Below are 26,133 nucleotides of genomic sequence, written 5' to 3'. Positions count from 1 at the left end.
TCCTGGACTACTCAGGCGGTAATCCTGCGGCCTACTACGCATGGATACGCTTCTTTTGCGGCTCCGAATGCGGTAGAGCACAGGCTTCCATGTACAGCTCCACGGCCAAGATGAACGCCGTGGATCCGTAGGCTGGCTCACAAGTATCCTTGCCCGTATTGCCGTCCAGCAGCTCGTCGGCTCGACGAGCTGCTGCCATGGACCGGACGTCGCAATCAACGATAGCTGCGCAGGCGGCGTATTCGGTGAGCTCACTAGCTAATCACGCTGCGTGACGACTGCGTGCCTGTAGCCCACGGATGCTTACACGAACGGCTCATTCGCGACTAATTCAATCTATCGTTCTGGAGCCACGGGTGGACAAGTCGCTGAATTTTGCGTCGGAAAACGGGCAATTGCGGATATCCTTCATATCTCATTCGCGATATTGAGTTCTTGTTAACCAAACGATTGATGATCGAGACATCGAAGCACTTTCCGCATAACCTAAACAAGAAGGGAACGATCAATGTCGGCCGAACGCAAATGTGACGGGGGAGATGTACGACTAGGCTGAGGTTCCTCTCAGATTGATATCTGGCTCTTCGTTGGTGCAACAAAACTCGGCGGGTTGGTCGCTAAATGCGGATGTATGCCTGCGGCGGCTTCTGTGGTTTTGCCCGAGCTCTTAACGGAATTTTCGTTTGGGCGCTCTCATCGTAATTTCCGAGAGAGGGGGCAAGACCAATGGCAAAGCTCTCTCATCAAGCAAACCGAGAGCCATGCGTTATGCCCACGAATTCTGCAGCGACACCATTTGCTCTAGGCGTTTATGTCGGGAACCCCAATAACGCTAGCTCTAGCGAGCAGGCGTCATTCGAATCCAACCTTGCGGCGTTCTCGTCGTTGATGGGTGCTACACCACAATATCTCGATCAGTTTGTTAACCAGAACGATCCGCTCTCGCACTGGATTGATCAAGCCAAATGGAACGCCGCGTCCTTTGCTGCAACGTCGGGACTTGCAAATGTTACGCCGGTCATCGCACTACCAATGAGTTCGACGGCGCCAGGATCAGGATCAGCTGATCAATTCTATCAAGCTTTCGCTTCAGGTGCATATGATTCCATTCTGCAAGGCATGGTTAAGGCATGGGCGGACGACGGCTTCAAAACGCAAGTTTGGCGGCCGGGCTGGGAGATGAACGTTAGTTCGATGCCGTCATATGTCGGCGACAACGCCGCTACGCAGGCGGATTGGGTTAAGGCATTTCAACACATCTCCGATGTGCTGCACGCAGCGGGGCAGGTGAATGGCACTAACGTCCAAGTCATGTGGAACGCAAATGTTCAGAACTACAGCGCCGCAGGTAACGTTATTCAAACTGCATATCCTGGGAGTCAATATGTCGATCTAATTGGTGCAGACGTCTACGGCGATGTATATCCGTACGGCTCGACGTCACACCTCTATGATTGGGATAAGAGCGGGCAGGTGCTGAATTCGTCTAATCCGGTCTACGATAGCAGCGTTGCACAATGGGCCTCAGATCCCGTTAATCTCTTTCACTACTATAGCAATCCAGCTTCAACTCAATACTCTCTTGACGGAAGTGTGGGTCATGCGACCACGCTTCAGCAACTTATTGATTTGGCCAAATCGACAGGCAAGCCTTTGGCGATCGGAGAGGCCGGCGCTGGAAATTCGCAAGGCGCGGGCCTATCAGACAATCCCACCTTCGTGCAATGGCTGTCGCAAACACTCAAGCAATCGGGGTGCCCATTAGCGTTGTAAGCATTTGGGACTCGAACGGTGGTGGGAGTTACGAATTCTCGAATGCGTCTGATGGCAAGCCTCAAGAAGCGGCGGCATGGGCGAAGTATTTTGGCGCAACCCCGACGATCCCGTCACTGGCCCCGTTATCGACCGACAATGGTTTAATGAATGTGGACCAAATCACTCTGTCCGGAACCGCGGAGGCTGGCAACACGGTTGAGGTATTTGACGGTGCAAAGCTGATTGGGACGGCTGTCGCCGATGCGAATGGCGCGTGGTCGTTTGCGACCAGCGTTCTGGCTGATGGTGCGCATTCGTTCTCCACCAAGGCGGTGAACGCGGTCGGCAATGTGAGCGCGGCTTCAGGTGCGTTGGCGGTGACAATCGATACGGTCGCGCCGATCGCGCCAAAGATCGTTTCAGACACTCGTGGATCCAGCAACACGATGGTTGTCGTAGGCACAGCGGAGGCAGGTAGCAAGATCGTGGTGTACGAAGGCGCGACGCTGCTCGGCTCCGGCGTCGCGGATGCTCAGGGTAACTGGAACGTGCAGACCATCTCGCTGGCCGCCGGGGTGCACAATTTCGTGGCGGCGGCCACAGACGCTGCCGGTAACGTCAGCCAGCTCTCGAATGTTTTTGATCCAGTCATTGGAACGGTGATCGAATCGGTCGGGTCGGTAAGCCTGGTGCAAGTCGGCAAGAACTACTATTTGTCCAGCTTCGGTACGGACCTCGTGTTGAAGTACGGTGGCAACGTGTTCGTCGCGGGACAGTTCGGGGCCTGGGTGCCGCTCGGTGTCGAGGCGACCGCAACCGGCTATGATGTCGCCTGGAAGAACACCTCGACCGGTCTGTATACGGTCTGGAGCGTCGACAAGAGCGGCAACTTTGCCAGCGACCTGCTCAGCAGTGTCTCCGGAAGCAGCACCGCGCTTCAGTCGATCGAGAACCTCTTGCAACAGGATCTCAATGGTAACGACTCCATCGGGGCTCCCGTAGCGCAGTCTGCTGGCACCACCATCACCAAGACGATCGAGTTCTATCGGCGACACCAGCCTGGTTCAGGTTGGTAGCAACTATCTTCTCAATCCGGCGTCAGGCGATGCGGGATTGCTGCTGAAGTACGGTGACAACGTGTTCGTCGCTGGACAGTTCGGGGCCTGGGTTCCGCTCGGTGTCGAGGCGACCTCAACCGGCTATGATGTCGCCTGGAAGAACACCTCCACCGGTCTGTATACGGTCTGGAGCGTCGACAAGAGCGGCAAATTCACCGGTAACCTTCTGAGCAACGTCTCCGGAAGCAGCACCGCGCTTCAGTCGATCGAAAGCCTTCTTAACCAGGACCTCAATGGTGACGGCACCATCGGAGCTCCCGTGGCGCAGTCCGGTGGCACCGCGACCAAGATGATCGAGGCCATCGGCGACACCAGCCTGTCGCAGGCCGGCAGCAACTATCTCCTTACCCCGGCGTCGGGTGGCGCGGGGTTGCTGCTGAAGTACGGTGGCAACGTGTTCGTGGCCGGGCAGTTCGGCGCTTGGAATCCGCTTGGTGTCGAGACGACGGCGACCGGGTACGACGTTGCCTGGAAGAACAGCTCGACTGGTCTGTACACGGTCTGGGGTGTCGACAAGAACGGCAACTGGGCCAGCGATCTGCTCAGCAACGTGTCGGGAAGCAGTGCTGCGTTCAAGGCGATGGAAACGTTGTTCCATCAAGATCTCAACGGCGACGGCGTGATCAATACCGCCTCGACCGTTATCGACGTCACCGGCAAGCTCGCCCTGAATCTGGGCAATATGAGCCAGGCTGCGACCATCGCGGCCGGAGCGTCTCTCGAGCTTACGGGGGCCGTCTCCGGCTCGATCACGTTCAAGGCGGTGACCGGCGCGCTGATCCTCGACAAGTCGGCGCAGTTCACAGGGAAAATCTACGGACTGTCGGGCGATGGCAATCCGAACAGCTCGGACATCCTCGATCTCAGGGACATCGCATATGGGACCGGGACGAAGGTCTCGTTCTCCGGTGATACCTCAGGGGGCGTGCTAACCGTCACCGATGCGCAGAACCACAGCTCCCATCTCGCGCTGGCGGGGGACTACACCCACTCGACGTTCAATCTCACTAGCGACGGCGCCGGCGGCACACTCGTCATCGATCCGCCGATGAGCGGCTTCAAATTTGCTCCTGCGCCGGCGGCCATGCCGACTACGACAGCGCTCGTCCAACACGACAGCTACACGATCGGGTCAGGTGACTTCCACGCGAATAACGCATCAAACCCGTTCGCTGGCCGTCAGCCGACGGTCGATGATCACCACGTCCTGCCGGACCAGGCCAGCATCGCTCAATACGCCCACATCCCGGACATGCACCACTTCTTCCTGAGGTGATCGAGTTATCGCCGAAAGTTGGTGACGGCGGGAATCGGGAAGGCGGCATATCGTGGGGGTGCTTGACGCCTCCACTTCTCCACCAAAGGAGCGATATGCCGTGCCCAACGATAACGTCACCAGACTGATTCAGCCAGGATTCTTCGACGATCAACTCACCGAAATCTTACGCAATGGAGCCCGTGCGCTGCTTGCCAAGGCGGTCGAGGCCGAGGTCGCGGACTTCCTCGACAAGCATGCCGATTTAAAGACCCAGGACGGTCAGCAGCGCGTCGTCCGCCACGGTCACCTGCCGGAACGCGAGGTGATGACCGGTATCGGTCCGGTCACCGTTCACCAGCCGCGTGTGCGCGACCGCACGGCCGCCGCCGGCGATCCCGGCCGCATCCGGTTCTCACCGTCGATCCTGCCGCCCTACATGCGCCGGTCGAAGTCGATCGAGACGCTGCTGCCGATCCTTTATCTGTAAGCGCGAAGCCGATACCCTTGCTTCAGAATTCGAATGAACGTGCGAAGAAGCCTCCGGCTCTGGACGGAGGTTTGGGATGGGATTGGACAGCAAAAAGGACGTCCATTTGGACGGCTCATCGGTAGGGCCGGTGAGCCGGCTGGAGGTCCTTGAAGGACCGTCGGGACGCCGCGTGCGTTCGGAGGCTGAGAGAGCTCGGATCGTCGCCGAGAGTCTGCTACCCGGTGCCCAGGTCTCCGAGGTGGCGCGCAAGCACGGGGCGACGCGCTGGCAGATTTACGATTGGCGACGACGCTTTCGACAGCGAGGCCTGTTGGCGCCGTGCGAGGCGTCGCAGTCGACATTCGCGCCGCTGGTCGTGGAAAGCGCGTTGGAGGAGGGTCACGTTCCGGCGATCAAGCTTGAGATCGCGATCGGCGATGTCGTGCTGCGGACGGACACAGCAATAGATGGCGAGCAGCTGTCCCGGGTGATCCGCGCAGTGCGAGCGTCACGATGATCGCGGCCGGTGCCGATCTGAAGATTTACATCGCGACGCGGCCGATCGACTTCCGCTGTGGCCACGATGGACTTGCGGCGAAGGTGCAGGAGATGCTTGGCCTCGACCCGTTCAGCGGCGCAGCCTTCGTGTTCCGATCGAAACGAGCGGACCGGATCAAGATTTTGGTCTGGGATCGAACGGGCCTGGTGTTAGTTCATAAGCGCCTCGAAGGCTGCAAGTTCGTTTGGCCAACGATCGCAGACGGCGTGATGCGCATATCGCCAGCGATGTTCGCAGCCCTGTTCGAAGGGCTGGATTGGAGGTTAGTCCGCCCGAAAGAAGCGCGGCGTCCCCAGGCGGCTGGATAACTGCGGCAGATTGACTCGGGAGCTATTTTGAACGTGGCAGGCGCGGTGGCGACGTGCTCGAAATAGCGCATGAGCATTGCGGCGCTGCGCAACGAAAACGAACGCCTGAAGGCGCTTTTGGCGCAAACGCAGGCAGCCTTGAGCGAGCATCAGGGGGCATTGGCGGCATCGGAGGAAGCGCGACGTCGGCTGGAGGTCATTCTCGGGGAATTGAGACGCGAGAAGTTCGGCGCGAAGTCCGAGAAGCTACGGCCAGATCAGTATCACTTGCCGCTGGAAGACGTGGAGATCGCGCAAGGCATCCTGGACGCGGCTCAGGAGAGAGCCGAGGCTGTGATCCAGGGCCGATCGCGGAGCGCGCCGGATCAAGGTTCTCATCGCAATCGCGGCTGCTTGCCTGCCCATTTGCCTCGGGTGGAACGGATCATCGAGCCTGCGAGCACGCTCTGTCCGTGCGGTTGCGGCGCCATGACAAAGATCGGCGAGGACGTCAGCAAACGCCTCGACGTGATCCCGGCGCAATGGCGCGTGCTGGTCACGCGCCGCCCGAAATACATCTGTCGCCGCTGCTCGGGCCCTGTCGTGCAGGCCCACGCGCCGGAGCACGTCGTGCCTGGTGGGCTGCCGACCGAAGCGGCCATTGCGCACGTGATCGTCTCCAAGTTCGGCGACCATACGCCGTTTTACCGTCAGGCCGAGATCTATGCTCGGCAGGGGATCCGGCTTGATCGGGCGACACTGGGCAACTGGTCCGGCCGCGCCTGCTTCCATCTCCAACCCGTAGCGGACCACATGCGTCGCCATCTGGAGAGGGCAGATCGTCTGTTCATGGACGAAACCACGGCACCGGTGCTCGATCCCGGGCGTGGCCAAACGAAGAAAGGCTACTTCTGGGCGATCGTCTCCGACGACCGCGGCCACAGCGGCCCAAGTCCTCCGATCGTGCTGTTCCGATATGCCCCCGGTCGCAGCGGCGCCTTCGCGGAGCAGTTCCTGCATGGCTTTAACGGACGCTTCCTGCAATGCGATGCCTATGACGGTTATGACCGGCTGACCGAAGTCGCTCGACCGCAGGGGCCGTGGACGCTTGTGCATTGCTGGAGCCATTTGCGGCGGCGCTTCGTCAAATTGGCCCGCAACAGCAAATCGCCGATCGCCGAGGCTGCGGTTCGGCACATCGCACAGCTTTACGCCATCGAAGCCATGGTACGCGGTTCATCGCCGGACATCCGGCTGGCCGCGCGCAAGGAGCACTCGCTGCCAATCGTCGCCGCGCTAAAGCCATGGTTCGAGAAACAGCTGTCGATGATCTCCAGTGGTTCGACGCTCGCCGAGGACATCCGCTACGCGCTCAATCACTGGCAAGGGCTGACCCGCTTCCTCGAAGACGGGCGCCTCGAGCTTGACACGAACCCGGTCGAGAACGCCATCCGGCCAGTCTGCCTGACCAGAAAAAACGCGCTCTTCGCCGGTCATGAGGTCGGCGCGGAAAATTGGGCCCTGCTCGCGTCGATCGTCGCCACCTGCAAGCTCAACGACATCAACCCGGCCGCCTACATCGCCGAAACACTCGAGACGATCATCGACGGCCATCCCCATAGCCGCATCGAAGACCTTATGCCGTGGCGATTCCGCAAAACGTCAAGCCAGCCTCAATAGGGTTGCGGCGTATTCGTCCGAGGACGGCCGTCTTGCGGGTTTTTCCGACCTGTAGCTGACTGTCAGTATGGATATCCTTACTGATAGTCGCCAAGTGAGCCGCCTTGAGATTGTGGAGACTGGTCGGCGTCGGCGCTGGTCGGAAGCGGAGAAACTCCGAATTGTCGAGGAAAGTTTTTCGGCGCCACGGATGGTGTCGGCGACAGCACGGCACCATGGGGTTGCGAAACAGCTTCTGTTTTCATGGCGTAAGGCCTATCGCGAAGGACAGCTTGGCGGCAGTCAGGCCGATGGATTTGTGCCAGCCCAGATTGTGCCGGAGATCCAGTCGACGACGCCTGCGACCGCGCCGGCGATGACGGGCACTTTGGAGATCGTGACCGCGAATGGCCGACGCGTGATCGTGGACCACAACGTCGATGTCGCGGTTTTGCTACGGATCATGCGAGGGCTGGAGACACTACGTTGATCCCGCTCCCGACGGGCGTGCGAGTGTGGCTGGCGACGGGCCATACGGACATGCGGTGTGGCTTTCCGAGCCTGGCTCTGCGCGTGCAGGAAGTGCTCAAGCACGATGCTATGGGCGGTGGTCTTTTCTGCTTCAGGGGCAAACGCGGCGATCTTTTGAAGGTGATTTGGCACGATGGCCAGGGAGCATGCCTTTTTACAAAAAGGCTCGAGAGAGGAAGGTTCATCTGGCCATCGGTAGCCGGTGAACCGGTGATGATCTCGCCGGCGCAGCTCTCCTATCTGCTGTCCGGGATCGACTGGCGCAACCCTCAAGAAACCCAGCGTCCGACGCGAGTGGGATAACCGTTTTTACGGTTTGAATCTGCGGCTCGATCTGATTCAATGGCTTCATGATATCGAAGCCGGACGATCTTCCATCGGACCTTGTCAGTGCCCTGGCGGCGCTGCAGGCCGAACGTGAGGCGCGACAGAAAGCCGAGGCGAAGGCCGCCAACTGGCAGGCGCAAGCCGCGAATGCGCAGGCGAAACTGTCGGATACCGAGGCGCTGATCGCGCATCTCGAGCTGCGGATCGAGAAGCTCAAACGCGAACTGCACGGGCAACGATCCGAGCGCTCGGCACGCCTGCTTGAGCAGTTGGAGTTGGAACTCGAAGAACTCGTCACCACAGCGAGCGAGGATGAGCTTGCCGCACAGGCCGCAGCGGCGAAGACGCAGAACGTCCGTCCCTTCGTGCGCAAGCGACCGGTGCGCAAGCCGTGGCCGGACGATATCGAACACGAGCGCGTCGTCATCGAGGCACCAACGACCTGTGCCTGCTGTGGTGGATCGCGGCTGGCGAAGGTCGGCGAAGATGTGACCAAGACGCTGGAGGAGATCCCGCGCCGCTTCAAGGTCATTGAGACGGTGCGCGAGAAGTTCACCTGCCGCGATTGCGAGAAGATCAGCCAGCCACCGGCGCCGTTCCATGCCACGCCGCGCGGCTTCATCGGCCCACAATTGCTGGCGACCATCCTGTTCGACAAGTTCGGCATGCATATCCCGCTCAATCGCCAGAGCGCGCGCTTCAAGTGCGAGGGGATCGAGCTGTCGTTATCGACGCTGGCCGACCAGGTCGGCCACGGGACCTTCGCCGTCATGCCGCTGTTCCACTTGATCGAACGCCATGTGCTCGCCGCCGAACGCCTTCATGGCGATGACACCACCATCCGTATCCTGGCGAAGGGCAAGTGCAGGACTGGCCGGATCTGGACATATGTGCGGGATGACCGGCCGTTCGCCGGGCCTGCGCCGCCTGCGGCGGTCTATTACGCCTCAAGCGACCGACGAGGCGAGCATCCGCAGAGACATCTGGCCGCCTTCGCCGGCATCCTGCAGGCCGATTGCTATAGCGGCTTCGAGCCGCTGTTCGACCCGCAGAAGAAGGCGCTGCCGATTACACCGGCATTTTGCCTGGCCCATGCGCGGCGGGGCTTCTTCGAGCTGGCTGATATCGAGAAAAATGCTCGGGAAGGCAAGAAGGGCAAACCGGTCTCCCCGATCGCGCTGGAGGCGGTCAGGCGCCTCGACGCTCTGTTCGAGATCGAGCGCGCCGTCAATGGCCTTAGCGGCGACGAGCGGCGCGCCGTGCGCCAGGAGAAGAGCAAGCCGCTTCTCGACGACATGCATTCCTGGTTGCTCCGCGAGCGCGAAACCCTCTCGCGCTCTGCCGAGGTTCTGAAGCCCATGAATTACATGCTCAGGCGCTGGGACGGCTTCGCCGGCTTCCTCGACGATGGCAGGATCTGCTTGACCAATAATTGCGCTGAGCGCGCCCTGAGAGGCATCGCATTGGGAAGGCGGAACTGGACCTTCGCCGGTAGCGAGCGTGGTGCCGACCGTGCCGCCATCATGCTGACGATGATCACGACCTGCCGCCTCAACGACGTCGATCCAAAGGCTTGGCTCGCCGACGTCTTGGCCCGTATCGCCGATCATCCCGCATCGCGTCTGCACGAGCTGCTGCCCTGGGAATGGAAGCTCCTGCGTCAGGTCGACAAGGCCGCCGATCAGCAGGCTGCCTGACCTTCACCAAACGCCATCATAGCTCTCGCTGTGTTCGCGCGCATGCGCCAACCAGGCGGCCTTCGTCGTATGCGTACGTTGCGGCTAAGCGCTTACCTTTATCTGAAGGGTATCTCGACCGGCGATTTCTCCGAGGCGCTGGCGGCGCTGCTCGGCAAGGATGCTGCCGGGTTGTCGGCATCCGCCATCGGCCGCCTGAAGGACGGCTGGTTCGACGAGCACGCCGCGTGGCAGAAGCGCGATCTGTCGGCGAAACGCTACGTCTACATCTGGGCCGACGGCATCCATCTCGAAGCCCGCCTCGAGGACGAAAAGCAGTGCATCCTGGTGCTGATCGGCGCGACGCCGGAAGGCCGCAAGGAACTGGTCGGCTTCACCGATGGCGCCCGCGAGAGCGCGCACGACTGGCGCGATCTGCTGCTCGATCTGAAGCGGCGCGGGCTCGATGCTTCCCCGCGGCTCGTCATCGCCGATGGCGCACTCGGGTTCTGGAAGGCCGCCGGTGAGGTCTGGCCGAAAACGCGCGAGCAGCGCTGCCGGGTGCACAAGACCGCCAACGTACTTGCCAAGCTGCCGAAGAGCCAGCACCCGAAAGCCAAACGCGCGCTGCAGGAGATCTGGATGGCCGAAACCAAGGCCACAGCCGAGCTGGCGTTCGACGCCTTCATCGAGAGCTACACGCTGAAATACGAGAAGGCGGCCGACTGCCTGCGCAAAGATCGAGACACGCTGCTGGCTTTCTACGACTTCCCGGCCGAGCATTGGAAACACCTGCGCACGACCAACCCCATCGAAAGCACCTTCGCCACCGTGCGCCACCGCACGATCCGATCGAAGGGCTGTCTATCCAACAAGACCGCGCTCGCGATGGTCTTCAAACTGGTCGAGGGCGCCCAGAAAAATTGGCGTCGTCTCGATGGCCACAACCAGTTGCCAAAACTCGTTCTCGGTGTGACATTCAACAACGGGATCGAGGTCATCGCAAAGCCGACCGACCGTCAGCCCACAACCGAAGCCGCCTGACCGGCCCCGGCCGTCACCAAGATTTGGCGATAGCTCGAGGTGATCGGGTGCTAACAGCTATCTGCTGGAAGCGTCGGACCTGCAATCTTGGCAAATTGTAAGCAGGCGCGAAATTCGCGCTGATTCTGCACGCTTTCTTGCATTTTCCTGTGCTAGCCAGTTCCACGAATAGGGTTCGATCTTGGCCGAGCGCTTTCGTGACGACATCGAGTTATGTTTCTCTTGAGACACGGCGGTTGAAACGGGAGGTGCAACCGATTGGATCTCGGTTGTTTCAGTCGAAATAAGCCCGTCTGGATTGTCTTCCGTTCCCGTGGCGAAACTTGATGCTGGACATCCGCCAATATTGCAGCATCCCGATACTGTCAGGCTCACCAGGATCAGGGCGAGGACCAGCGATTGCCTCATGGAAAGACCACAACTTGGAAATACTCTGAACAACTTTGAAGCATATCGCTGCACAAAGTCTAGGTATATAGCAAGTTTTTTACCCCGCATTCAGCCGTTTAGTTTGGCAATATTAGACCTCTGCGGGTGGTCACAGAATGCTGGCTGGACGAACGATGAAAGCAGTCGTTGTTGTGGCCGCCTTATTACAAGGCGGTGAAACCCCACCTATTGGATCGATGCGAGGGCGCCTGATCGCTAATAGTGATCCATCGCCCTTGCAATTGATTTCGGAACGTTGACGGCCTATTAACCAATATTAACCACGTTCTTCAATAGAGCCGCCGGTCAGGTCATCGGAATCCGTGTTATGCCTAGTATTCAAGCCGGCAGTGCGTTCGATTTTCTACATTCAATCGGCGTTGCGACCCACGTCGACTCTGGTGCTGCAAACTGGACTAACACTAAGTCGATACTTCGCGAGCTATCCTATCTTGGTGTCAATCAAGTCCGAGACGGAACGCCGTTCGATTGGACGCTCTCGGCTTTCGTAACTCTCGCGAAAGCGGGCATAAAATTTGATCTCCAGTTGGCTAACCAATACACATGGGCGGCTGCCGGCGTCATCGACGTTGCCTCCGACGTCAAGAATGCCGCGCAATTGCAAAAGCTCGTTCCCGGCAGCGTCTTCGCTTTGGAAGGGGCAAACGAGTACAACATCAATCATTGGCTTTACAATGGCCGGGACTCTTACGGGAATCTTCAATGGAGCGCAGCAGTAGATTCTGCGCTCAATGCGTCAGTTCAGTCCAATTCCATCTTGAAGGGGTTGCGGCAGTCGCGTCCTCGACGGCGGGCCTATGGTCGGTCAGCGGCGCGTTACCGAACGAGAGCCGATATATCAATGCGTCCAATCTGCATGTTTACGCCGGCGTCGGCGAACAACTGCAGACCACGCTTGTGACCGAGGTCGCGCTCGCTCGACAAGCGAATTCAAACGGAGACATCTATATCACTGAAGGAGGCATCTCCAGCTCCGGATATGGCAGCTCGCATGCCAGCGTAGCTTCAGAATATGCCCAAGGAGTCATCGATACAAATCTCCTGCTGGATGCCTTCAAGAGTGGCGTCGTCAAGACGTTCCTTTACGACCTCATGGACGAGTCGGGTGAGGCTGACGATCGCGAGGCACATTTTGGTCTTTTTCGCGCTGACGGAAGTGCGAAGCCTATAGCAGTCGATATTCACAATCTGACAAGCATAGTGGCTGATCCAGGTGCGGATCTGTCTCCGCTCGGGTCGCTGAATTATTCAATTTCCGGTTTGCCAAAGACCGCTTCGTCGATGTTGCTTCAAAAATCCGATGGTACGTTTGAGATTATCATCTGGAATGGCAGTGCGGCGATTTCAGATGGAAAAGCTGATCTCGCTGTTCAAAAGTCTCTTATTACGGTTGCATTCGGAAACAGCCAGCAGCTAGTCAGATTGTACGACCCAATCGTGAGCTCAAACGCGCTAAAGACGATGGGGGCCACCCAATCGGTCTCGTTCTATCTCGGAGCCGATCCCATCATCATCGAGGTGCCGCCGGTTCCTAAGGCGCCAACAATCATTTCGGTATCACCAGATTCTGCGCTGCCCGGTGACCATATAACGAATGCCAAACAGGTCGTGATTGCTGGTAAAGCTCGGCCCACTAGCACAGTGCAAGTCTATGATGGAAACACGAAGCTAGGCGCGGCCGTCGTGGGGGCCGACGGCAATTGGTCGTACACGACGGCCAAATTAGTGGATGGCAAGCATTCGTTCTCTTCCAAGGCGGTCAATGCCGTCGGGAATGCGAGTGCGGCTTCGGCGGCGCTGCTGGTGACGATCGATACGGTTGCGCCGACCGCCCCGAAGATCGTGTCGGATGCGCTTGGATCCGGCAACACGATGGTTGTTTCCGGTACGGCGGAGGCAGGCAGCAAGATCGCGGTGTACGAAGGCGCGACGCTGCTCGGCTCCGGCGTCGCGGATGCTCAGGGGAACTGGACGATCAAGACGATTTCGCTGGCCGCCGGCGTGCACAATTTCGTAGCGACGGCGACCGATGCCGCCGGCAATGTCAGCCAGCTTTCGAAAGTCTTCGATCCGGTGATCGGAACGGTGATCGAATCGGTCGGGTCGGTAAGCCTGGTGCAGGTCGGCAAGAACTATTATTTGTCAGGCGACGGCACGGATCTCGTGCTGAAGTACGGCGGCAACGTATTCGTGGCCGGGCAGTTTGGCGCCTGGAATCCGCTCGGCGTCGAGGCAACCTCGACCGGATACGATGTCGCCTGGAAGAACAGCTCGACCGGTCTGTACACGGTCTGGAGCGTCGACTGGGCCAGCGACCTGCTCAGCAACGTGTCGGGAAGCAATACTGCGTTGAAGGCGATTGAGAGCCTTCTTAACCAGGACCTCAATGGTGACGGCACCATCGGAGCTCCCGTGGCGCAGTCCGGTGGCACCGCGACCAAGATGATCGAGGCCATCGGCGACACCAGCCTGTCGCAGGCCGGCAGCAACTATCTCCTTACCCCGGCGTCGGGTGGCGCGGGGTTGCTGCTGAAGTACGGTGGCAACGTGTTCGTGGCCGGGCAGTTCGGCGCTTGGAATCCGCTTGGTGTCGAGACGACGGCGACCGGGTACGACGTTGCCTGGAAGAACAGCTCGACTGGTCTGTACACGGTCTGGGGTGTCGACAAGAACGGCAACTGGGCCAGCGATCTGCTCAGCAACGTGTCGGGAAGCAGTGCTGCGTTCAAGGCGATGGAAACGTTGTTCCATCAAGATCTCAACGGCGACGGCGTGATCAATACCGCCTCGACCGTTATCGACGTCACCGGCAAGCTCGCCCTGAATCTGGGCAATATGAGCCAGGCTGCGACCATCGCGGCCGGAGCGTCTCTCGAGCTTACGGGGGCCGTCTCCGGCTCGATCACGTTCAAGGCGGTGACCGGCGCGCTGATCCTCGACAAGTCGGCGCAGTTCACAGGGAAAATCTACGGACTGTCGGGCGATGGCAATCCGAACAGCTCGGACATCCTCGATCTCAGGGACATCGCATATGGGACCGGGACGAAGGTCTCGTTCTCCGGTGATACCTCAGGGGGCGTGCTAACCGTCACCGATGCGCAGAACCACAGCGCCCATCTCGCGCTGGCGGGGGACTACACCCACTCGACGTTCAATCTCACTAGCGACGGCGCCGGCGGCACACTCGTCATCGATCCGCCGATGAGCGGCTTCAAATTTGCTCCTGCGCCGGCGGCTGCGTCAGCAGCGACACCCCCGGCCCAGCACGACACCTATACCGGGGAGGGGGACTTCCACGTGCAGGCTACGTCCGGCGTTCTGGTCGGCCCGCAGCCGGTGGTCGACGACCACCACGTCCTGCCCGACCAAGCCGTCATCACCCAGGAGGCTCACATCCAGGACACCCATCACTTCATTATTAAGTGACCGCTAAGCACGATTCCTCCGGCAATGTCCGATTGAAGCAGCTCCGTAGTTGTCCGGTGTTTGGCTGGCCGCGTTCGTTCGTCCGTACGCTCGCGGCGCTGCCATCACAGTATTTCCTGAGAAATTTGACGCTCCTTCGCCGGGTTTGGTTTCACAGAAACTAACAAATCGCCCTTCCTAAGAAAGGTCCAGTAGCGGCCACTAAAGTTCTAACCTTTGCGGAACCGGATTTTCCACTTCCAGATGTTCCACTGCACTCAGTGTAATTTGGAAGAGAGAAATGGTGTCGCAGGTTCAGGCTCAGAGCACGCAAAGCTTTCTTGACTCGATCGGAGTAGCAACTCACGTCGATTCCGGCGCGGCAAACTGGATGGATACGAAGGCGATCCTAAGCGAACTGTCTTATCTCGGTATCAATCAGGTGCGCGACGGTACGCCGTTCGCTTGGACGATGTCTGCATTCGTCACTCTCGCCCAGGCTGGAATCAGGTTTGATCTGCAGATTGCAAATCAATACGTCCCTGCGGCTCACGGGACGATCAACGTCACTACCGACATAAACAACGCGGCGCTGTTGCAAAAAGCAGTTCCTGGCAGCGTCTTCGCCATCGAAGGCGCCAACGAATACAATATTAACAACTGGTACTTCAACGGGCAGAGCTCTTACGGAAACCTGAACTGGAGCGTCGCGGTCGATGCCGCCATCAGCAAGGCTGTTTTGGCAACTCCCGTGCTCGCCGGAGTCGACATCGTTGCCTCTTCTACGGGGGCGCATGGTCTCTCAATGGAGCGCTCCCTAATGAGAGCAGCTATGTCAGCAGTTCGAACTGGCACGTCTATGCGGGTGTGGGCGAGAATTTGCATGACACGATGATGGCGGGAATTGCGCTGGCCAAGACGACTGATCCTAACGGAAAAGTCTACATCACCGAAGCGGGCATCTCCAGCTCGGGCTATGGCAGCTCGACGTGGGGCGTTGCTTCGGAGTACACACAAGGCATCGTCGACACCAACGCTCTTCTGGATGCGTTCAAGAACGGTGTATCGAAGACCTTCCTTTATGACCTGATGGATGAGGCTGGCTCAGCGACCGATCAGGAATCTCATTTTGGTCTCTTTCGTGCAGATGGCACAGCCAAGCCGGTGGCGGTCTACGTTCACAATCTAACGACCATTCTGGCGGATCCCGGGAAGGGCAATGCCTCCCCGGCAAGTTGGCCTATGACATTTCGGGGTTGCCGAGCACCGCGTCTTCGATGCTCCTGCAAAAGTCGGACGAAACGTTCGAGCTCGTGATCTGGAATGGAGACGCCACGATCTCGAATGGCAAGGCGGATATCAAGCCGGCTATGTCAACCGTGAAGGTCACGTTCAGGGCGGCGCAGCAGTACGTCAATCTGTACGATCCGATCGTTAGCTCAAGCGCTCTTCAGACAGTTAACAACGCGACTTCGGTTACCTTCTCTTTGGGATCCGAGCCAATCATCATCGAAATACCGGCGGTCCTTTCAGTACCGGCTATCCGTGCTGCAACCGCTGCGATTGCGTCTTCAAACGGTTCGGCGCCATCAGTCGTTTCGTTTGTTCCTGACACTGGTGTTCCTGGTGACCACATTACGGCGGCGAAAAATCTCACGCTGAACGGGACGGCTTCGTCAGGCGGTACCGTTCAGATATTTGACGGTGCGAAGCTGATCGGAACGGTTGTTGCCGATGACAATGGTGCATGGTCGTTTGCGACCGGCATTCTGACCGACGGCGATCACTCGTTCTCTTCCAAGGCGGTCAATGCCGTCGGGAATGCGAGTGCGGCTTCGGCGGCGCTGCTGGTGACGATCGATACGGTTGCGCCGACCGCCCCGAAGATCGTGTCGGATGCGCTTGGATCCGGCAACACGATGGTTGTTTCCGGTACGGCGGAGGCAGGCAGCAAGATCGCGGTGTACGAAGGCGCGACGCTGCTCGGCTCCGGCGTCGCGGATGCTCAGGGGAACTGGACGATCAAGACGATTTCGCTGGCCGCCGGCGTGCACAATTTCGTAGCGACGGCGACCGATGCCGCCGGCAATGTCAGCCAGCTTTCGAAAGTCTTCGATCCGGTGATCGGAACGGTGATCGAATCGGTCGGGTCGGTAAGCCTGGTGCAGGTCGGCAAGAACTATTATTTGTCAGGCGACGGCACGGATCTCGTGCTGAAGTACGGCGGCAACGTATTCGTGGCCGGGCAGTTTGGCGCCTGGAATCCGCTCGGCGTCGAGGCAACCTCGACCGGATACGATGTCGCCTGGAAGAACAGCTCGACCGGTCTGTACACGGTCTGGAGCGTCGACAAGAGCGGCAACTGGGCCAGCGACCTGCTCAGCAACGTGTCGGGAAGCAATACTGCGTTGAAGGCGATTGAGAGCCTTCTTAACCAGGACCTCAATGGTGACGGCACCATCGGAGCTCCCGTGGCGCAGTCCGGTGGCACCGCGACCAAGATGATCGAGGCCATCGGCGACACCAGCCTGTCGCAGGCCGGCAGCAACTATCTCCTTACCCCGGCGTCGGGTGGCGCGGGGTTGCTGCTGAAGTACGGTGGCAACGTGTTCGTGGCCGGGCAGTTCGGCGCTTGGAATCCGCTTGGTGTCGAGACGACGGCGACCGGGTACGACGTTGCCTGGAAGAACAGCTCGACTGGTCTGTACACGGTCTGGGGTGTCGACAAGAACGGCAACTGGGCCAGCGATCTGCTCAGCAACGTGTCGGGAAGCAGTGCTGCGTTCAAGGCGATGGAAACGTTGTTCCATCAAGATCTCAACGGCGACGGCGTGATCAATACCGCCTCGACCGTTATCGACGTCACCGGCAAGCTCGCCCTGAATCTGGGCAATATGAGCCAGGCTGCGACCATCGCGGCCGGAGCGTCTCTCGAGCTTACGGGGGCCGTCTCCGGCTCGATCACGTTCAAGGCGGTGACCGGCACGCTGATCCTCGACAAGTCGGCGCAGTTCACAGGGAAAATCTACGGACTGTCGGGCGATGGCAATCCGAACAGCTCGGACATCCTCGATCTCAGGGACATCGCATATGGGACCGGGACGAAGGTCTCGTTCTCCGGTGATACCTCAGGGGGCGTGCTAACCGTCACCGATGCGCAGAACCACAGCGCCCATCTCGCGCTGGCGGGGGACTACACCCACTCGACGTTCAATCTCACTAGCGACGGCGCCGGCGGCACACTCGTCATCGATCCGCCGATGAGCGGCTTCAAATTTGCTCCTGCGCCGGCGGCTGCGTCAGCAGCGACACCCCCGGCCCAGCACGACACCTATACCGGGGAGGGGGACTTCCACGTGCAGGCTACGTCCGGCGTTCTGGTCGGCCCGCAGCCGGTGGTCGACGACCACCACGTCCTGCCCGACCAAGCCGTCATCACCCAGGAGGCTCACATCCAGGACACCCATCACTTCATCCTCAGATAAGGGCAGCCGAGAGCGATCGCGAGGTGACGTTGGCACATACTGTTGCCAGCGCTGCGCCGATAAAGTTAACGTGAGTCCTGCCTTATCCTCCAATGTCTGGGCCTGGTCGATCATGAAGGTTATTCTGCTCTCGGCGGTCTTGCTCTTCTTCCTGTTCGAGCCGCATCCAGCATTCGCTGGGGGAACTTGCATTCTGCATCCGAAGCCATTCACTCTGCGCTCCGACACAGTGCGTTGGTCCATCAGGATAAGACCAGGCGACGAGTGCATACAGGGCCTGCGGTGGTCGACGATCATCATTGACAAGGTCGGGATTGAGGCGCCGCCGAAACAGGGGCACCTGCTTATTCAAGGGCCATCTTTTCGATACCAGTCAAACGACGATGCGCGAGGCGCCGACTCCTTCAAAATCGAGATAACGGGTACATCTCTTCATATAAGCGGTACCTCCCTGATCGAGGTTGACGTTAACTCTGAATGAATCTTGGATCCAGGATGCGGATTCATTAAGGCGCAGCCACAGCCTGATTGACGCCAGTTGAACGAAGTTCCTGAGGTGTATACCTCAGGTTGCCGCTGTTTCAAGGATGTCGAGCACTCATTCATTCAAAGAGGCAGGCGATCAGATAGTCAAGGGGTTGCCAGACGACCCATCCGATCGCCGCAAGCCATGCAATTGTCGCTAGGCCTGCTAAGAAGCAAAACGTGAGCTGGAAAACCAGATCAACAAGCTTTCTTGAGGCTGGAGGCTCTGCCATTTGCTCTACGGTGCTCTAGGACACTAGGACCTTCCTCTGTTCGAGTGGCATACCCTGCGCCGCGAAGGTCGACAAACATGCCCTGGAATTAACTTCACCGATCAACCTTAAGACGCGTGCGGGTGAAGCATCGCTATCCGATCCGCCGAAGCGGGCACTAAAATGTTGGTGTCCATCAATCGCTGGCGATGCCTAAAAACTGGAAGCCAGGTATCTAAAACCTAGAAGCCGGGGTTCTGCATTTGTGCTTGCGCGGCTGGTTTCTGGATGCAAAACGGGCTTCAACTAAGAGTTTATTTTTTGTTCGAGGCATATTTTGTTGAATGATACATTCGAGGGCCGTTTGCGCGCGGCTGATCGCAGGCCTACCGGAGTTCGATTATCTCCGTGTGGTGTTGGCATCCACAGTGCTTGGCTGGCACGTCATTATGACCGGCTACGGAGACGAATTTCAAAATCAGCTTCTAAGAAGCGGATATTGCGCGCCTGTTGCATTGGTGCTTCCAATTCTTTGCGTTGAGCGGCTTCCTGGTGGCGGGAAGCCTTGACCGTTCGAATACGCTGATCATGTTCTTGGGGCTGCGCGCGTTCAGGATTGTGCCGGCGCTCGCCGTCGAGGTGTTCCTCTCGGCGTTGATCCTGGACCACTGCTGACGAGACGCTCTCGCAGAGAGAATATTTCACGCATCCGACGTTTTCTCGCTTACTTCTTGAACGTCGTCGGTGAAATCCACTACTACCTCCCGGGGGTGTTCGAGAACAATCCCAACCATTTCGTCAACGGGCAGCTCTGGACGGTCCCGTTTGAATTGCTCTGCTACGTCCTTCTGTCCGCGCTGGCGGTTTTCGGTCTTTACGCAAGACCAAACCTTCTCCTAATTGTCCTGCTGCTGTTCTATATGGCCCAAGTGATCAATACCGTGCTGCGTCCACATCCTATCGGTATTGGCAGCGGCCCATCACTGGTCTTGATGTTCTTGGCCGGCGCAGTCGCCCACAAGCTCCGGACTCGTATTGTCTCGAATTGGTATTTCTTCAATGCATCTCTCGTCGCATCGCTGGTGCTATTGAGCGTTCCGAATGGTGATCGCTTTGCGGCGATCCCGGTCGCCTACGTCACGGTCTACCTTGGTCTGTTCAATCCTCCGCGAAACAAAATCATTCTCAGCGGAGACTATTCGTACGGGCTTCTCTTGTACGGCTATCCGATTCAGCAATCGGTCGTAGCGATCCGGGGTGAAGGCGTGGTATTATAACATCTTGATCGCCATACCGTGCGCGATACTTGTTGCGGTCGCGTCATGGTGGCTGGGAGAAGCCGATACAGGTGGGTGCTGCTCGGTTGGGTCGCTTATCGCACCGATTGGTCCCGGCATTAGCGGCTGAAACGGCACGCAACGTTGCCGATGGATCAGCGGCGACGCGATAAACCCGACACCGCATGCGTGACTGGCCGCGTCGGGCACAACAGGCCTCAAGCTCGCTGCCTCGGGGCCTATTTTGGGACGTCAGGTTTCACAGGCGGATTCCCGCCATTTGCGACGCACTGTTTATAGAATGCGATTTCATCGCGTCCTGATCCTTTCGCGCTGCCTGCAGCAGGATTGCCCGGAAGGCGAGGCGGGAAGGCCTTAGCGAGGGCTGCATCGCATTTTCTCGCGACCTCGACCGTTATTGCGGGCGCGCTGCTTGCCCATAGCGCAACGATTAGGGCGGCCGCGGCAAGTCTCTTCATGTTGAGATTCCTCGATCTACCCGCCGTAAAATAGGTGCGTCTATGTACTGCGTCCACTCCCTCAGGGGCAGCGCACTGCTCTCTTCAAGAAAGCAGATCAGTCTTGGATGAGTATTTTGACGCAAAAAAGAGGCCGGCCCAGAGCAGTAGGCCGACCGGACCGCCAATTAACAGGCCACGAAAAAAGCGCATCCCGTTATCCTCGTCAGCGCCCCTCGAATCGGCGGCGTGGCGAACAGTCGATTTTTGATGGTCGCGCCTGCGGCTGAGATCGACCGTTTTCATGCAGTACTATTCGGCCCGGTGTGTACCGGGGCAAGTCCCTCAAAAGTGTGCCCGATGTACTCTTCCGAGGTAGCTTTTGAAGGGGCCTCTGAACCGTCCGCTTCCTCAGGGAGCGTAATTTCTCGCCGTCTTTTTACCTCCGAGACTTAACTCATGACCCTCGCCCGCACTTCGCTGCGTCTCGGCGGCCCTCAAAGGGTCGGCACACGCGCGGCCGACCATTGCCGAGGGGCGGTTCTACGACTCCCGGATCTCGGAGCTCGCGCCTGAGACGGTGATCGATGATGCCAAACCGGTCGGTATCCTCCTGACCGACCAGGACGAGGGTGAGGCGCTGTCGGAGCAGAATGGCGGGTCGCCGTTTCATCGGATCGAGCAGACCAGGGCGTAAGCGTCACGAACAGATTCAACGTTTGGCCTTTGAGACATGGGCAGCCAAGCTCTGGCTTCGCCGCTCTTTCGCTTCGGTGCCGAGGCGCGCAACCGTCGTGACGATCGCGGCGAGCAGGGCGGTCCAGAAACACACGCCAAAGATGATCAAAAGCAACTTGCGCATATCGCTTCTCGCGGCGATGAACGGAGCCGACGCGCCGAATATGATGGCGCGCCAACTTCGCCATGGTCGAGCCGGACAGGGGCAATGTCCGGTCCATGCAGCCTAGCGCTGGCGGAGTCGGCTGCAATCGAACTCGCGAATTAAGCTTGATGTCGCGGCGTGAGGTTTTCTGGAACTCTGAGACTGTTATTGGGCTTCAGGTAGTGCTCAGCTGGAGCCACCATGAATTATATTCGGTGCCATCTGCTCCGAGACGCAAGCGCGACAAATATAGGCATCCCAGGAACCTTTCGCGAGAAGGGGGTTGCGCCCCAGGGGTGCAACCAAAAATTGCTCCAAGTTGTCCTAACGCAAAGTACAACTTTGGCGATTTGGGCGAAAGCGCTGCGTCCCCACTTTTGGGTAATTAGGTGGGAGGCTTGAAATGCTCCCTTTCTTTCGAAAGGTTGCGCTCGCGGTCGCGGGGCTGATGGTTGGACTTGAGGCTGTCAACGCAGGGTGGCAAGACATGCCACAACTGGCAACGTTGCCTCACGTGCGGTTTGAGGCGCCAACGCTGCCGCCAATGGCCTACACTAGGTTTTGCCTGCGCTATCCCGACGAATGTCGCGCACGTCCGATGTTTCGCGGAACTCTGGTTCGCCTGACTACGGAACGCTGGACCATTCTCAAGCAGATCAATCAAACCGTCAATCGCAGCATCATTCCGGACCTCGCGGAATCGAGCTCGGGCGTTGAGGCGTGGCTGATCAATCCGGATCGTGCGATTGCTCTGATTACGCAGTGACAAAGCGCCACGTATTGCTTGATCGAGGCTGGCCCTCCGCCGCCCTCCTGCTGAGCGAGGTCGTGACGGGTTGGGGAAAGCATCACCTCATTCTCGTCGTGCGTACCCGAAGCGGAGATCTGGTTCTCGACAATCTGACGCCGCTGATCAAGCCGTGGGCGCGGGTGCCGTATCGCTGGGTTCGAATACAAATGCCGAGCCAATCCCGGCTGTGGACTAGAATCGCCGACCGCGGAGAGTGACTATCTGCACCGGTCTTTAGGCGTGGGCATCCATCACCCGCGTCAGTGCTGGATGCGTCCGGTTCTTCACCTTGATCCAGTCCTTCGACCGGCCGGCGCCATAGCGTCGGTCGCGTCGTTTTGAGACGAGGCCTCGAGGCCCATGCGGCAGGCGGCACCGAACAACTCGGGCCCGATCTCGGCGGCCTCGAATGGCGCCACGAACATGCCGTCCGGCCGGCCGCGCAGCGTCGGCGCCAGATTGGTCTTGCGCATAGTCAGCGGCAGCGGCCGCAGATCCCGAACGACTAAATACAGCCTCTCCAAGCAGCGCCGCTGGCGCCGGCGCGGTAAGCGCTCCGGGAGTGGGTGTTGGCCATGCGGCAAACGGATTGCCGATCGGCACGCCAGGGTCAGGCCCCGGCTCCCCGGAGCAGCCTATCGACGTTAAAAGCCGTTGATGAGGCGACAAAGCCCGCCCCTACGGTGGGCTTTTTCATGCTGCCCCACGCATTGCATTCTCCCCGTCCAGGCAGAGACGGGGAGCTCCTTCGGCGCCAGTTGCTCGAACCGCTCCAATCCACATCTAGCATCCACGCTGCACTGTCTAGAGATTCTATCCTCGAGGACGTTCGAGTGTAAGCGTAGCTCTGAGGCCCATTTGATTGGCGCTTAACGTCTATTTTGAGCGCGTGGTGCGCCGGCGCGGCTTCCATATGTCGGACAACGCATTGACAGCGGCCTCAAGCGCCTTCCGGTCGACGACGTTGGGATCGAACTGCTCCGGGCCCCAGAGGCGCATATGTTCGTGCTCCGGATGGGCGGGGTCGCTGATGGCGTCGAGGTATTCGGCATAGCCTGGCGCACCGCCGACATCTTCCGGAGGACAACGGCCGGCGGCCTCGAGCAAGAACGGAAGTCCCTCCGTTGTCGTGTTATCGAACCACTTTTCGAGCTTGATCACGTGATCCCAGCTGTCGCCGAAGTCGTAGAGATAATGGATCGTCTTGGCGCCACTCTCTTGAACGATATCGCAGAGCCGCGCCTTGCGGGCATCGATGGGCTGGGGGCCAAAATCACCTTCGGGATCAGGGATACCCCAACGTCCTTCGCCGGCCAGGAACTCGAAGAGATGGCTGTTCGTCCAGCCAAACGCCGCCTGAAGCGTCAGATGCAGCCGATCAAGACGCAGCGTGAGCGGCACGACAAGGCATCGCATCACCTCCGGTTTCACGTCCTTGAGGGTCACCTTGATCCGGACCGCGGTCGTGTTCAGGCTCATGCCGCCAGCCTCGGATCGTGTGCATGCATCGTGTAGATCGACGCCCAAGGGAGCAGTTCGTCCAGTCGCGCCGCAGGCCAACCATTGACGAGCTTCGCGAGAACATCAGCGAGCCAGTGCTCGGCACTGACGCCATTGAGCTTACAGGTCTCGATTAACGATGCCAGAACTGCCCAATTCTCGGCGCCCTCGTCGCAACCGGCAAAAAGGAGTTCTTCGCGTTGAGCTTGATCGGCCGCATCGCACGCTCGACAGCATTCGTGTCCATCTCGATGCGCCCGTCATCAAGGTAGAGCGTCAGGCCGTCCCAATGACGCAACGCGTAACGCAAGGCCTTCGCCGTGTCGCTCTTTTGTGCAAGGTAATCAAGCTTGGCCTCAAACCACTGCTTCAAGGCTGTAGCCAGAGGTCGGGCATGCGCCTGCCTGCCAGCACGGCGCTCGGCCTCCGATCGGCCGCGGAGCGCCTTCTCGACCGCGTAAAGTTGGGCGATGCGCTCAAGAGCCTCGCGGGCAACCGGAGCTGGCGCCGGAGCAGCCTCGCGCTCGATCTTCACAAACTGGCGCCTCAGATGCGACCAGCAGAAGGCGAGCGTTCCGGACAAGGCGTCCGCACGCGTCTCTCGGGTCATGGTCTTGTAAGCCTGATAGCCGTCGCAGTGGATGATGCCGCGATAGCCCTCGAGCAGCCTCAAGCCATGAACGGCCCCACGGCCCGGTGCATAGGCGTAAACCACGCCAGGTGGGTCAGGTCCGGCCCAGGGCCTGTCATCGCGTGACAGCGCCCAGAAGTAGCCGGTTTTGGTCCTGCCGCGCCCCGGATCCAGCACCGGCGCCGGGGTCTCATCGACACAGAGCTTCGAAGAGGCGAGCAGAAGCTGGCGCAGACGATGCCACAAGGGCTTCAATTCCTGGGCGGCGTAGCCGACCCAGAAGGCGAGCGTGGAACGGTCGATGGCGATACCGTGGGTCGCCAGCATCTGCGCCTGACGATAGAGCGGCAAATGCCAATGATACTTGGCGTCAATTACATGCGCGACGAGACGCTCGGTGGGCAGTCCCCCTTGATCAATCGCTCGGGCGCAGCGTGCTGGAGGACGACGCCATGACAGGCGCGGCAGGCCAGCTTGGGCCGGCGGGTGACGATCACCCTGTATTGCACCGGAACGACGTCCAGCCTCTGGCTCTCATCGTGACCAATCTCAACGAGATCGCCTTTGCAGCACGGGCAGCAGGTTGCAGCCGGCATCAGGGTTTCGACGATGCGCGGCAAATGCTCCGGAAGCTGACCACGGTTGGCTCTGCGCTTGGTAGTTCTCTTCTCGCGGGCTCTGGGATTGGCGCGATCCTCAGCTGCTTCGAGAGCCGCGACGGCCTCTTCGATGTCCTCCAGAACAAGCTGTAGCTGATCAGCGTCCAGCTTTTCCGAGGATCGACCGAACTGCGCATCTTTCGCAAGCTTGAGCAACCGCTCGAGCCTGGCGCAGCGATCCAGCAGAGCCGCGGCAAAGACACGCAGCTCGGTTGGATCGCTCGGCAGCTCATCAGGCAAATCACTCATTGGCCCAACTCTGCCATGCTTCGCGCCCCGATGCAGCGAAGTTTTTATCTCCTACGCAAGTGCTTTCGGCTGCGGGATTCGAGGCGCGTGCATCCGCGTCCAATCCATGCCGGCCAGAAGCGCGGACAGCTGGGCGGCATTCATCCGCATCACGCCGGCTACGATGGGTGGCCATTTGAAGCCGCTGCCATCGAGCCGCTTCCAATACATCACAAGGCCGCTGCCATCCCAGACGACAATCTTCACCCGATCGGCGCGCTTCGCACGGAACACCACCGCCACGCCCTTCATCGGGTCATGGCCCAGCGTCTCCTTCGCCAACAGCGCCAAGCCCTCCGCACCTTTTCTGAAGTCCACAGGTTGCGTCGCCACGTAAATCATGAGGCTCGCGGGCGGCATCAGCATGAACGTGTCCGTCGAAGCGCCAAGAACACATCACTCAACACAGCAAGGCCAGGCGTCCCTCGCACCTCCACGCGTGCCCCCTGGAGTTCAACCGTTACAACGGCTGCTTCCGGCGACCCGGTGGGCTCTGCGGCCGCCGGTCGCGCCGATTCCGATACCACCGGCACGAACGACAGCGTGTCCGCCGAAGCCGGCAGCACCAACTGGCCCAAACGCGCCCGGCGCCGCCAGTCGTGCACCTGCTGGGGCCGGCACCCATGGCGACGCGCGACATCTGTGACAATCGCCCCCGGCTCAAGGCTTTCCGCGGCAATCTGTGCCTTCAAATCGTCCGGCCAGCGCTTTCGACCTGCGCCTGCGTACACTTCGATACGCGGTGACAACGGTCGTCTTATGTCGTCCGAATGGTCGTCCATTATGAGCACCCTTGCAGAAGATGACTCTTCTAGCGGTGCTCTCAGGATTGAGTACAACAATTCTCAAGGGCCTCAACGCCACGCTTACGTTCGAGTGATCGAGGA

General features: G+C 59.4%; 23 protein-coding genes and 3 pseudogenes. 19 read left to right on the top strand and 7 right to left on the bottom strand.

Annotation, left to right across the window (positions count from 1 at the left end; genetic code table 11):
• The first annotated feature begins 726 nt into the window (after positions 1-726).
• From ACTGJ9_RS36175 to ACTGJ9_RS36095, 17 genes and pseudogenes are all read left to right on the top strand, one after another.
• Positions 727-1,773, top strand: coding sequence for a hypothetical protein (locus ACTGJ9_RS36175; protein WP_456674926.1), 1,047 nt, complete (start codon positions 727-729; stop codon positions 1,771-1,773).
• Positions 1,755-2,831 carry an Ig-like domain-containing protein gene (locus ACTGJ9_RS36170; RefSeq protein WP_456674925.1) on the top strand — a complete coding sequence of 359 codons (1,077 nt, stop codon included), beginning with the start codon at positions 1,755-1,757 and terminating at the stop codon, positions 2,829-2,831. The genes ACTGJ9_RS36175 and ACTGJ9_RS36170 overlap by 19 nt, the downstream gene beginning before the upstream one ends.
• 37 nt (positions 2,832-2,868) lie before the next feature.
• The gene (locus ACTGJ9_RS36165) at positions 2,869-4,149 is read left to right on the top strand and encodes a hypothetical protein (protein ID WP_456674924.1); all 1,281 of its coding nucleotides are present in this window, start codon (positions 2,869-2,871) and stop codon (positions 4,147-4,149) included.
• A gap of 100 nt (positions 4,150-4,249) precedes the next feature.
• A pseudogene (locus tag ACTGJ9_RS36160) lies at positions 4,250-4,615 on the top strand (transposase); the annotation flags it as partial.
• Positions 4,616-4,694: 79 nt separating this feature from the next.
• A complete protein-coding gene (gene tnpA, locus ACTGJ9_RS36155) occupies positions 4,695-5,117 on the top strand; it encodes an IS66-like element accessory protein TnpA (protein ID WP_456674893.1) in 423 nt (140 codons plus the stop codon).
• Positions 5,114-5,467 carry an IS66 family insertion sequence element accessory protein TnpB gene (gene tnpB / locus ACTGJ9_RS36150; protein ID WP_456673989.1) on the top strand — a complete coding sequence of 118 codons (354 nt, stop codon included), beginning with the start codon at positions 5,114-5,116 and terminating at the stop codon, positions 5,465-5,467. Before tnpA (ACTGJ9_RS36155) ends, tnpB (ACTGJ9_RS36150) begins: the two co-directional genes overlap by 4 nt.
• 69 nt (positions 5,468-5,536) lie before the next feature.
• A complete protein-coding gene (gene tnpC, locus ACTGJ9_RS36145) occupies positions 5,537-7,126 on the top strand; it encodes an IS66 family transposase (protein WP_456674891.1) in 1,590 nt (529 codons plus the stop codon).
• A 67-nt stretch (positions 7,127-7,193) separates the two neighbouring features.
• Positions 7,194-7,595 (top strand): IS66-like element accessory protein TnpA, encoded by a 402-nt coding sequence (tnpA, locus tag ACTGJ9_RS36140; RefSeq protein WP_456674923.1) that lies wholly within the window; start codon positions 7,194-7,196, stop codon positions 7,593-7,595.
• 17 nt (positions 7,596-7,612) lie between these two features.
• Entirely contained in the window at positions 7,613-7,939 is a 327-nt protein-coding gene (tnpB, locus tag ACTGJ9_RS36135) for an IS66 family insertion sequence element accessory protein TnpB (RefSeq protein WP_456678738.1), read from the top strand.
• Between the two features lie 47 nt (positions 7,940-7,986).
• Positions 7,987-9,660, top strand: a complete 1,674-nt coding sequence (gene tnpC / locus ACTGJ9_RS36130) for an IS66 family transposase (RefSeq protein ID WP_456674922.1) — start codon at positions 7,987-7,989, stop codon at positions 9,658-9,660.
• Positions 9,661-9,750: 90 nt separating this feature from the next.
• Positions 9,751-10,683 (top strand): annotated as a pseudogene (locus ACTGJ9_RS36125) (IS256 family transposase); the annotation flags it as partial.
• Between the two features lie 1,152 nt (positions 10,684-11,835).
• Positions 11,836-14,559 (top strand): Ig-like domain-containing protein, encoded by a 2,724-nt coding sequence (locus ACTGJ9_RS36120; protein WP_456674921.1) that lies wholly within the window; start codon positions 11,836-11,838, stop codon positions 14,557-14,559.
• Positions 14,560-14,839: 280 nt separating this feature from the next.
• Positions 14,840-15,433 (top strand): hypothetical protein, encoded by a 594-nt coding sequence (locus tag ACTGJ9_RS36115; protein ID WP_456674920.1) that lies wholly within the window; start codon positions 14,840-14,842, stop codon positions 15,431-15,433.
• Positions 15,430-15,855 carry a hypothetical protein gene (locus tag ACTGJ9_RS36110; protein WP_456674919.1) on the top strand — a complete coding sequence of 142 codons (426 nt, stop codon included), beginning with the start codon at positions 15,430-15,432 and terminating at the stop codon, positions 15,853-15,855. The genes ACTGJ9_RS36115 and ACTGJ9_RS36110 overlap by 4 nt, the downstream gene beginning before the upstream one ends.
• The gene (locus tag ACTGJ9_RS36105) at positions 15,816-18,023 is read left to right on the top strand and encodes an Ig-like domain-containing protein (RefSeq protein ID WP_456674918.1); all 2,208 of its coding nucleotides are present in this window, start codon (positions 15,816-15,818) and stop codon (positions 18,021-18,023) included. The genes ACTGJ9_RS36110 and ACTGJ9_RS36105 overlap by 40 nt, the downstream gene beginning before the upstream one ends.
• A 1,274-nt stretch (positions 18,024-19,297) precedes the next feature.
• Positions 19,298-19,435, top strand: coding sequence for a hypothetical protein (locus tag ACTGJ9_RS36100; protein ID WP_456674917.1), 138 nt, complete (start codon positions 19,298-19,300; stop codon positions 19,433-19,435).
• Positions 19,436-19,491: 56 nt separating this feature from the next.
• Positions 19,492-20,037 carry a hypothetical protein gene (locus ACTGJ9_RS36095; protein WP_456674916.1) on the top strand — a complete coding sequence of 182 codons (546 nt, stop codon included), beginning with the start codon at positions 19,492-19,494 and terminating at the stop codon, positions 20,035-20,037.
• A 563-nt stretch (positions 20,038-20,600) separates the two neighbouring features.
• Here ACTGJ9_RS36095 and ACTGJ9_RS36090 read toward each other — a convergent pair.
• Together ACTGJ9_RS36090 and ACTGJ9_RS36085 are read right to left on the bottom strand one after the other, a co-directional pair.
• Complete coding sequence (locus ACTGJ9_RS36090) at positions 20,601-20,801, bottom strand: hypothetical protein (protein WP_456674915.1); 201 nt, start codon at positions 20,799-20,801, stop codon at positions 20,601-20,603.
• A gap of 406 nt (positions 20,802-21,207) precedes the next feature.
• Positions 21,208-21,357, bottom strand: a complete 150-nt coding sequence (locus ACTGJ9_RS36085; RefSeq protein ID WP_456674914.1) for a hypothetical protein — start codon at positions 21,355-21,357, stop codon at positions 21,208-21,210.
• 424 nt (positions 21,358-21,781) lie between these two features.
• On the opposite strand from ACTGJ9_RS36085, the gene ACTGJ9_RS36080 reads away from it, so the two are divergent.
• Together ACTGJ9_RS36080 and ACTGJ9_RS36075 are read left to right on the top strand one after the other, a co-directional pair.
• On the top strand, positions 21,782-22,144 hold the full coding sequence (locus tag ACTGJ9_RS36080) for a transglutaminase-like cysteine peptidase (RefSeq protein WP_456674913.1): 363 nt from the start codon (positions 21,782-21,784) through the stop codon (positions 22,142-22,144).
• Positions 22,099-22,386 (top strand): transglutaminase-like cysteine peptidase, encoded by a 288-nt coding sequence (locus ACTGJ9_RS36075; RefSeq protein ID WP_456674912.1) that lies wholly within the window; start codon positions 22,099-22,101, stop codon positions 22,384-22,386. Before ACTGJ9_RS36080 ends, ACTGJ9_RS36075 begins: the two co-directional genes overlap by 46 nt.
• A gap of 66 nt (positions 22,387-22,452) precedes the next feature.
• Here the strand turns inward: ACTGJ9_RS36075 and ACTGJ9_RS36070 are convergent, their stop codons facing one another.
• From ACTGJ9_RS36070 to tnpA (ACTGJ9_RS36050), 5 genes and pseudogenes are all read right to left on the bottom strand, one after another.
• Positions 22,453-22,641: a hypothetical protein gene (locus ACTGJ9_RS36070; RefSeq protein WP_456674911.1), complete on the bottom strand. Its 189-nt coding sequence runs from the start codon at positions 22,639-22,641 to the stop codon at positions 22,453-22,455.
• Between the two features lie 403 nt (positions 22,642-23,044).
• The gene (locus ACTGJ9_RS36065) at positions 23,045-23,647 is read right to left on the bottom strand and encodes a plasmid pRiA4b ORF-3 family protein (RefSeq protein ID WP_456674906.1); all 603 of its coding nucleotides are present in this window, start codon (positions 23,645-23,647) and stop codon (positions 23,045-23,047) included.
• Positions 23,644-25,207, bottom strand: a pseudogene (gene tnpC, locus ACTGJ9_RS36060) (IS66 family transposase). The gene ACTGJ9_RS36065 and the pseudogene tnpC (ACTGJ9_RS36060) overlap by 4 nt, the downstream one beginning before the upstream one ends.
• 51 nt (positions 25,208-25,258) lie before the next feature.
• Entirely contained in the window at positions 25,259-25,612 is a 354-nt protein-coding gene (gene tnpB, locus ACTGJ9_RS36055; RefSeq protein WP_456673959.1) for an IS66 family insertion sequence element accessory protein TnpB, read from the bottom strand.
• Entirely contained in the window at positions 25,606-26,028 is a 423-nt protein-coding gene (gene tnpA, locus ACTGJ9_RS36050; RefSeq protein ID WP_456673958.1) for an IS66-like element accessory protein TnpA, read from the bottom strand. The genes tnpB (ACTGJ9_RS36055) and tnpA (ACTGJ9_RS36050) overlap by 7 nt, the downstream gene beginning before the upstream one ends.
• Positions 26,029-26,133: the final 105 nt, after the last annotated feature.

Source organism: Bradyrhizobium sp. RDM12, from assembly GCF_051917485.1.
GTDB lineage: Bacteria > Pseudomonadota > Alphaproteobacteria > Rhizobiales > Xanthobacteraceae > Bradyrhizobium.
Note: the sequence above shows the minus strand (reverse complement) of the source record. Positions and strands in the feature narration are given on the sequence as shown.